8 protein-coding genes are annotated in these 7,953 nt (G+C 71.1%); 4 read left to right on the top strand and 4 right to left on the bottom strand.

Annotation, left to right across the window (positions count from 1 at the left end):
• Positions 1-309: 309 nt before the first annotated feature.
• On the bottom strand, positions 310-765 hold the full coding sequence (locus AN218_RS09765; RefSeq protein WP_070016378.1) for an SRPBCC family protein: 456 nt from the start codon (positions 763-765) through the stop codon (positions 310-312).
• Positions 766-921: 156 nt separating this feature from the next.
• Between AN218_RS09765 and AN218_RS09770 the strand changes: the two genes are divergently transcribed.
• Positions 922-1,962, top strand: coding sequence for an Rv2578c family radical SAM protein (locus AN218_RS09770; RefSeq protein ID WP_070016379.1), 1,041 nt, complete (start codon positions 922-924; stop codon positions 1,960-1,962).
• Positions 1,963-2,021: 59 nt separating this feature from the next.
• Positions 2,022-2,426, top strand: a complete 405-nt coding sequence (locus AN218_RS09775) for a RidA family protein (protein ID WP_070016380.1) — start codon at positions 2,022-2,024, stop codon at positions 2,424-2,426.
• Between the two features lie 9 nt (positions 2,427-2,435).
• On the opposite strand, the gene AN218_RS09780 is transcribed toward AN218_RS09775, so the two are convergent.
• Together AN218_RS09780 and AN218_RS09785 are read right to left on the bottom strand one after the other, a co-directional pair.
• Positions 2,436-2,945, bottom strand: a complete 510-nt coding sequence (locus tag AN218_RS09780; RefSeq protein WP_070016381.1) for a pyridoxamine 5'-phosphate oxidase family protein — start codon at positions 2,943-2,945, stop codon at positions 2,436-2,438.
• 204 nt (positions 2,946-3,149) lie between these two features.
• Positions 3,150-3,776, bottom strand: a complete 627-nt coding sequence (locus tag AN218_RS09785) for a HEAT repeat domain-containing protein (protein WP_070016382.1) — start codon at positions 3,774-3,776, stop codon at positions 3,150-3,152.
• A gap of 487 nt (positions 3,777-4,263) precedes the next feature.
• On the opposite strand from AN218_RS09785, the gene AN218_RS09790 reads away from it, so the two are divergent.
• Positions 4,264-6,048, top strand: coding sequence for a 3-hydroxyacyl-CoA dehydrogenase family protein (locus AN218_RS09790; RefSeq protein WP_070016383.1), 1,785 nt, complete (start codon positions 4,264-4,266; stop codon positions 6,046-6,048).
• Positions 6,049-6,145: 97 nt separating this feature from the next.
• Positions 6,146-6,934 (top strand): TetR family transcriptional regulator, encoded by a 789-nt coding sequence (locus AN218_RS09795; RefSeq protein WP_070016384.1) that lies wholly within the window; start codon positions 6,146-6,148, stop codon positions 6,932-6,934.
• On the opposite strand, the gene AN218_RS09800 is transcribed toward AN218_RS09795, so the two are convergent.
• Positions 6,931-7,689 carry a hypothetical protein gene (locus tag AN218_RS09800; protein WP_070016385.1) on the bottom strand — a complete coding sequence of 253 codons (759 nt, stop codon included), beginning with the start codon at positions 7,687-7,689 and terminating at the stop codon, positions 6,931-6,933. The two genes, AN218_RS09795 and AN218_RS09800, sit on opposite strands and share 4 nt — an antisense overlap.
• Positions 7,690-7,953 lie beyond the last annotated feature (264 nt).

Genomic DNA, 7,953 nt, shown 5'->3' on the forward strand with positions numbered 1-7,953 from the left:
TGGGCGCCCCAGAGCCGTCCCGCCGCCCATCGCACTCCCTCGTCACGTCCACCCGTTACGGGGAGCATTTCTCGCATCACGCGACAAGTACGAGCAAGTCGGTCAGGGCTCCCGTACGGAGGGGCCGTGACGCCCCAACTCCGTTGCCCCGGGCGCCCGTCGGGCCCCCAACTGCGGCTTTGGAAGCGAGCAACGACGGGACGGAGACGGGGGCACCCGTTCCGTCCCGTCGGGAAAACCACTCGTTCCGGTGAGCGGCGGCGGCCCCCTCCGGCCGCCCAGGCTTGCCTGCCCGCCCGCCGGGAGCGGCTACTTCTCCGTCTCGGCTGCGAGCTTGGCCAGCATCTCGTCGTAGATGCGCGCGAGCCCCTTGGGCGCGAAGGCCCGCTCGAAGAAGCCGCCGATGCCGCTCGCCCCCTGCCAGGTCGTGGTCACCGTGACGTGTGACGAGCCGTCGGCTGCGCCCGGTGCGATCTTCCAGGTCGTCACCATCGTGGAGTTGCGGTCGCTCTCCACCAGGTCGCCCTCGCCCGGCCCGGCCGGCTCGGTGACGTCGACGAGGCAGTCGCGGACGCGCTTACTGGTGGCCTGGATCTTCCAGTGCACGACGGTGCCCACGCCCTCGCCGCCCTCGCGTACCTCGTACTCGCTGTAGTGCTCGGGCAGCAGCTTCGGCCTGGTCTCACGGTAGTCGGCGAGGGCCGCTCGCACCTCCCCGGGTCCGGCCGCGATCTCGCGCTGGGTGCTGGCCTCGACCTGCGCCATTTGCTCCTCCTGCTGTTCGGCACATCCCTCGCGCCCCGGCAGGCGCCCGGCAAGCCAATCACCCCGCGGACCGGGGCCCAAATCGGCTTGACAGAGCCAGTGGGAACAGGTGTTCTATTCTCTGTGTACGAACGGCACACGGCACGAGGAGGGTCCATGCGCTGGGAGAACCTGAGCGGCGACGGGTCGGCGGTGAACCCCGCCCTCTTCGGCACCGATGTGGTGACGCGAACGTTCGACACCCCCGAGTTCGCCGGGATCACCTTCCACGAGGTGCGCGCCCGCTCGATCGTGAACCGGGTGCCGGGGGCCTCGCGGATGCCGTTCGAATGGACCGTCAATCCGTACCGGGGCTGCTCGCACGCCTGCGTCTACTGCTTCGCGCGCGGCACGCACCGCTATCTCGACCTCGACACCGGGGCGGGCTTCGACTCGCAGATCGTCGTCAAGGTCAACGCACCCGAACTGCTCCGCCGCGAGCTGGGATCGAGCCGCTGGCACGGACAGCACATCGCGATGGGCACCAACGTCGACTGCTACCAGCGCGCCGAGGGCCGCTACCGCCTGATGCCCGGAATCGTCTCCGCGCTGCGCGACTACGCCAACCCCTTCTCGATCCTCACCAAGGGGACGCTCATCCTCCGCGACCTCGACCTGCTGCGCTCCGCCGCAGCCGTCACCGACGTCGGGATATCCGTCTCCGTCGGCTTCACCGACGAGGAGCTGTGGCGCACCGTCGAACCCGGCACCCCCGCTCCCGAACGCCGCCTCGACGTCGTCCGTACGCTCAGCAGCCAGGGCATCCCGTGCGGGGTGCTGATGGCCCCGGTCATCCCGTTCCTCAGCGACTCACCGGCCCAACTGCGCACCACGGTGCGGGCGATCGCCGCCGCCGGGGCGACCTCCGTCACGCCGCTCGCGCTGCATCTGCGGCCCGGTGCGCGGGAGTGGTACATGAAGTGGCTCGCCGAGCACCACCCGGGACTGGTGCGGCACTACGAGGGGCTGTACGCGGACGGGGCGTACGCACCGAAGTGGTACCAGCGGCGCATCACCCGTCAGGTGCACGAACTGGCCGCCGAGTACGGCATCGGCCCGACCTCCCCCGGCACCCACCGGCGCATCGAGGTGCACCCCGACCGGACCCCGGAAGAGGAACCCGAAGCCCCGCACTGCACCCAGCTCACGCTGCTGTAGAGATCTCCGGCGCGGAAAACCGCTGGCGCCGTTCGCGCCCCGCACACGACGATCCCCGCATGCCGGAACTCACTCACATCACCGCGCCGCGGGGCGTCGCCCCGGGCAACGGCTACAGCCATGTCGTCTGGGGCGAAGGCCGGTTCGTGGCCGTCTCCGGACAGCTCGCGCTCGACGAGAACGGCGACGTCGTCGGACGGGGAGACCCCGCGGCGCAAGCCCGCCAGGTCTTCGCGAACCTGCGCCGCTGCCTCACCGAGGCGGGCGCCTCCTTCGACGACGTGCTGAAGCTCACCTTCTACACCACGGACATCGGCATCCTGCCCGCCGTCCGCGCGGCACGCGACGCCTGCGTGGACGTCACACGGCCCCCGGCGAGCACGGCCGTCGAGGTCTCCTCGCTCGCCCACCCCGAACTGGTGCTGGAGGTCGAGGCGTTCGCGCTCGTGCCCGCCGGCGGATGAGCCTCCCGGTCATACGTCTTCGAGGACGGTGCTGTCCTGGTCCGCGCGGCGGATCGTGCGCAGCGCGTGCCCCGGGTGCCAGACCTGGAAGACGATGTGCGGATCCTCGATCGTGACGCGTACGACCTCCGACAGCTCCGCACGGAAGAGGTGGAAGCGCTCGGGGGCCTCGCCCTGCTCCGCGCCGGCCGCGTAGCGCGCGAACTCCTCGGGGTCGCTCACCTCGACCGCCCGTCCCGAGACGCGGACGTCGCCGCCGTGCATGCCCGTGCCCGTGCCGGGGTTGGCGTGCATGGAGAAGCGGGGGTCGCGGCGCAGATCCAGCGCCTTGCGGGAGCCGATCATCATGCCCAGCCACAACTCGTCGCCGCGGAAGTCGCCCTCCAGACCGCTCAGACGGGGCGAGCCGTCGGGGCGCAGCGTGGCCAGCACATGGTGCTGGAAGGCGGCGAAGCGGGCACGTACGACATCGGCGAACTCCGGTTCTGCGGCGCGGAAGGCCGCCCAGCTCACAGTCATGCGCCCATGCTGGCGCCGAATCCCGACACCTTCCGTCCGGATTGCGCCGGGTGCGCGCGGCTCCGCTCCCGACGGCGGTCGGCGGTCCGCCGGGCAAGGGGCAGCGGTCACGGGCCAGGGGTCAGCGGCCAGGATCGGCGGTCAGGGTCAGCGGCCGAGGGCTGGCGGTCGGGCTCGGCAGGGATGCGAACTCGGCGCCGGGGCTCAGCGGTTGGGCTTGACGGGTTTTCTGCGCGTTCTGCCCTGCGAGGCCGGTATCCGCGCGAGCGCCGCCTTCGCCGACGGGGAGAGCCGGTGGTGCTCGGCGGCGGCCATCAGCACCGCGATCGCCCGCCGGTCCCCCAGGGCGCCCAGCCCCTGTACGCATGCCTCGGCGATCGGCCAGTAGTGGACGGGTCCCATCAGCAGCCGCTGGAGCACGGAGATGAGCGTGGGGACGGACTCGGGCGCACGTAACGCCGTGAGCAGCCGTACGGCGTGCAGCGCGTAGCCGGTGCGCAGTTCGTTCGTCGCGAGGGCCGCGGCGGCACGTGCGGTGCGCGGGTCGCGCAATCGTGCCAGGGCGTGGGCGGCGGTGGCGCACCGCACGGGATCGCGGTAGTTGAGCATGAAGATCAGCGTTTCGAAACTGCGCCGGTCCCCCGCCTTGCCGAGGGCGAACGCCGCCACCTCCCGTGCCCACAGCGGGCGCTGGCTCTCCGCCAGTACGGCCGCCAGTTCGTCGCGTGCGCCGGGAGTGTCCTCCCTGGCGAGCGCGACCAGGCGCTCGTACTCGACCGGGTCCGCCTCGGCCCGTACTCGGTCGACCAACGACCGGAATGCGTCGCCCACTTCCGCTCCCTCCCCCTCGTGCTCCGTCCCACAGCCCTGGAAGTGCCATACCCCTGGCGCATTGGTTACCCACGAGTTAAGCTCCTCGGCAGAGCGGCACCCCCGCTCGGGCGGCCTGGTGACGCAGCCGCCCGAGAGAGAAGTCGGTTCGGCGGGGGTCCGGGCCTCGTGGCACACGGTCACGGCACGGCCCGGACAGAGCACCGCACAGCTACGCCGCGTGACGAGCGGCCTGGGAACGGCCCCTGGGACAGGGCCGGTCGGGCCTCAGCCCTCCCTCCCGCTCGCGGCCCCTGGCCTTCCCTGCTCCTCGAATTTCTTCACCGGCTTCTCGTCTCTTCTCATCTCTCTTCTTCTCTGTTAGCCGCGTTCCCGCTTCACCGATCTCCGCAACGCCCGCCCGCCGCACGCCGGTTCGTACCGGTTCGTGCCGTGGGCGCGGTGCGGCACACCTCATCGTCAGTCGTCACACCAGAGGAGTCCCGTGATGGACCGTCCGCCTCTGCACACCATCGCCGTCGTCGGCCTCGGCACCATGGGCGCCGGCATCGCCGACGTACTCGCACGGGCCGGCCGCGAGGTCGTCGGCATCGACATCAGCGAAGCCGCGCTGGCGCACGCCACCGCCGCCTTCGAGGCGTCCACCGCGCGCGCCGTGCGGCGCGAGCGCATGACGGAGGACGAACGGCGGGAGGCGCTGGCCCGCTTCCGTACGTCCACCGAACTGGCGGCGGCCGCCGAGGCGGACCTCGTCATCGAGGTGGTGCCCGAGGACTACGACACCAAGTGCCAGGTCTTCGCCGCCCTCGACACCGTCGTCAAGCCGGACACCATCCTGGCCACCGGCACCAACGCCCTGTCCGTGACGCGTCTCGCCTCCGACTCGGACCGGCCCGAACGCGTGCTGGGACTGCACTTCTTCCACCCCGCGCCCGCCATGAGGCTCGTCGAGGTCGTCTCGTCCGTGCTGACCTCGCCGGAGGCCGTGGACGCGGTGACGGGGCTGGCGCGGGAGCTGGGCAAGGAGCCCGTCGCCGTGGGCGACCGTCCCGGATTCGTCGCCGACGGGCTGCTGTTCGGCTATCTCAACCAGGCGGCGGCGATGTACGAGTCGCGCTACGCCAGCCGCGAGGACATCGACAGCGCGATGCGGCTGGGCTGCGGACTGCCCATGGGCCCGCTCGCGCTGCTCGACCTCATCGGCGTTGACACCGCCCGTACCGTCCTGGACGCGATGTACGCCGACTCCCACGACCGCCTCCACGCGCCCGCGCCGATCCTGCGGCAGCTCAGCGACGCGGGCCTGACGGGCCAGAAGGCCGGCCGCGGCTTCTACACCTACGAGGGACCCGGCTCGTCCGTGACCGTCGCCGACGCCGGGACGCCGGACGAGAACGCGGCCCGTACGCCCGGGCGTCCCGTCGCCTCGGTCGGCGTCGTCGGCTCGGGCACGATGGCCGGCGGCATCGCGGAGGTCTTCGCGAAGGCCGGGTACGACACGGTGCTCGCCGCCCGCAGCGACGAGAAGGCGGAGACCGCCAAGGCCCGCATCGCCACCTCCTTCGAACGGGCCGTGAAGAAGGGCCGGTTGACGCAGGAGGACGCGGCGGCGGCCCTCGCCCGCATCACGCCCGCGGGCTCGCTCGACGCACTGTCCGAGGTCGACCTCGCCGTCGAGGCGGTCGCCGAGGACCTCGCCGTCAAGCGGGAGCTGTTCACCGCCCTCGACAAGGTCTGCAAGCCCGGTGCCGTACTGGCGACGACCACCAGCTCCCTGCCGGTCGTCGCCTGCGCCCGCGCCACGTCGCGCCCGCAGGACGTGATCGGCATGCACTTCTTCAACCCGGCGCCGGCGATGAAGCTCGTCGAGGTCGTACGGACGGTGCTCACCGGCGACGAGGCCCACGCCACCGTGCGCGAGGTGTGCGCGGGGGTCCGCAAGCACCCCGTGGACTGCGGGGACCGGGCCGGGTTCATCGTGAACGCGCTGCTGTTCCCGTACCTCAACAACGCGGTGAAGATGGTCGAGCAGCACTACGCCTCGCTCGACGACATCGACTCGGCGATGCGGCTCGGCGGCGGCTACCCGATGGGTCCCTTCGAACTGCTGGACGTCGTCGGGCTCGACGTCTCGCTCGCGATCGAGCAGGTGCTGCACCGAGAGTTCCGCGACCCGGGGCTGGCACCGGCGCCGCTGCTGGAGCACCTGGTCGCGGCCGGCTGCCTGGGCCGCAAGACCGGGCGGGGTTTCCGCGAGTACGCACGGCGGTGACGCGTCGGTGACCCGGACCGACCGGTGGGGCGGGCTGCTCCAGCCGTCCGCGGACTGCCCGCCCCCCGAGTCCGTCACGGCATGTAACGTTCCCCACATGTCAGACTCCGCGAAGCCGTCCCGTTCGCCTGCCGCATCCTCCCAGCGCCTCAGAATGCGCCGCGAGTTGGCGGCGGCGGCCATGGAACTCTTCGCGACGAAAGGTTACGAGGCCACGACGGTCGACGAGATCGCGGCGACCGCCGGCGTCGCACGGCGCACCTTCTTCCGGCACTTCCGCGCCAAGGAAGAGGCGATCTTCCCCGACCACGACGACACCCTCGTCCGCGCACAGGCCGTGCTGGAAGCGGCACCCGCCCACGAGAACCCGCTGGACACCGTGTGCCGCGGCATCAAAGAGGTCATGCGGATGTACGCGGCCTCGCCGAAGGGCAGCGTCGAGCGCTACAAGCTGACGCGCGAGGTCCCGGCGCTGCGCGAGCGGGAGATCGCCTCGGTCGCCCGCTACGAACGGCTCTTCACGCGCTATCTGCTGGGCCACTTCGACGAGGCCGCCCACCGCGACGGCGACGACGACCCGCTGCTCGCGGAGGTCGCCGCCTCCGCGGTGGTCACCGCCCACAACCATGTGCTGCGGCGGTGGCTGCGCGGCGGCGGAGTGGGCGATGTGGAGGCCGAGTTGGACCACGCGTTCGCGATCGTACGGCGCACCTTCGGCACCGGCTTCGGCGCGAACCGGCTGGCGGCGCCGCAGCGTGCCGACGCCGGGGACGGTGCCGTGGGCGCCGAGACCAAGCGGGAGGACGAGGTGCTGGTCACGGTCGCCCGCACGGACACCCCCATCGGCGAGATCATGCGGACGATCGAGCAGGCGCTGCGCGACTAACGGGCGGGAACGGCGGCGGGACTGGGCAGCGCCGGCGGGGCCTGGGTGGTCGCGGCGGCGCAGCTCCTGGGCAGGGTGACCTTCCCCGGCTTGTGCTCGAAGGTCCTCATCCGCAGCCACTCGTCCAGTTCCGGGTCGTAGAGATTCTGGATGCCGAACTGCAGGACCTGCCAGAAAGTGCCGCGGTTCTTCTGGTCGACGTAGACGTCCCCGAGCGCGAGCGGAAAGCGCAGATATTTCCCCGGGGGACGCTGCGGCAGGACGACACCGACCCGCCAGTGGTTCACATGCCGTCTCGGATTGTTCTCCAGGGTTTCCCTGCCGACGAACCGGGATCCCTTGAGCGCGTTGTTGAGCTGTTCCAGACCGAGTCCGGGAATCTTCGAGCAGGAGTGCTCGTTCAGGCCCGGCCATTTGTAGGTCAGGGTGTAGAAATCGCCTTTGTAGATCAGGTTGGTGAACCAGATCGGATACTGCGGACCGCCCGCGATCATCTGGCTGTCGCCGTTCCGTCCCTGCCAGGAGAACGGGACGGTGATGCCCAGGTCACGCACGATCCACTTGCCCTTGCCCCGGAAATTCCGCGGGAGTTGAGGCGGCGGTGGCGTGTGTTTTCCGGGCCCCTTCGCCGTCGGTGCGGAGCTCTTTCCGGCGAACGTTCCGGCCGCGCCCGGCGGAAGAGCAGCCGAGACGGCGGCGATCACTCCGGCGACGACGGCCGAAACGGCCGCCCGGCGTGTGCGTTTCCAGCCCATGGTCTCCCTCGATCATCGTCACGCGCCGGCGGGGGCGCAGGGTTTCCACCGCAATGAATCGAACCGGTCCCCGGCCCCGCCTCGCCTGAAACCAGCGGTTAGCCCATGCCCGGCATTCGCACTTTCCCCTCCCCCATGACGTAAGAAGCCCCCGAGCCGACCGTAAGCAGACCTCAACTCCCGCCTCTCCCCCACGCGTTCAGCGCCACCACCGGAACGCCCCCGACGGCGCAAGGGCTCCGGCGGAGCGACCGCCCCCGCGGG

Source organism: Streptomyces nanshensis (genome assembly GCF_001751255.1).
Lineage (GTDB): Bacteria > Actinomycetota > Actinomycetes > Streptomycetales > Streptomycetaceae > Streptomyces > Streptomyces nanshensis_A.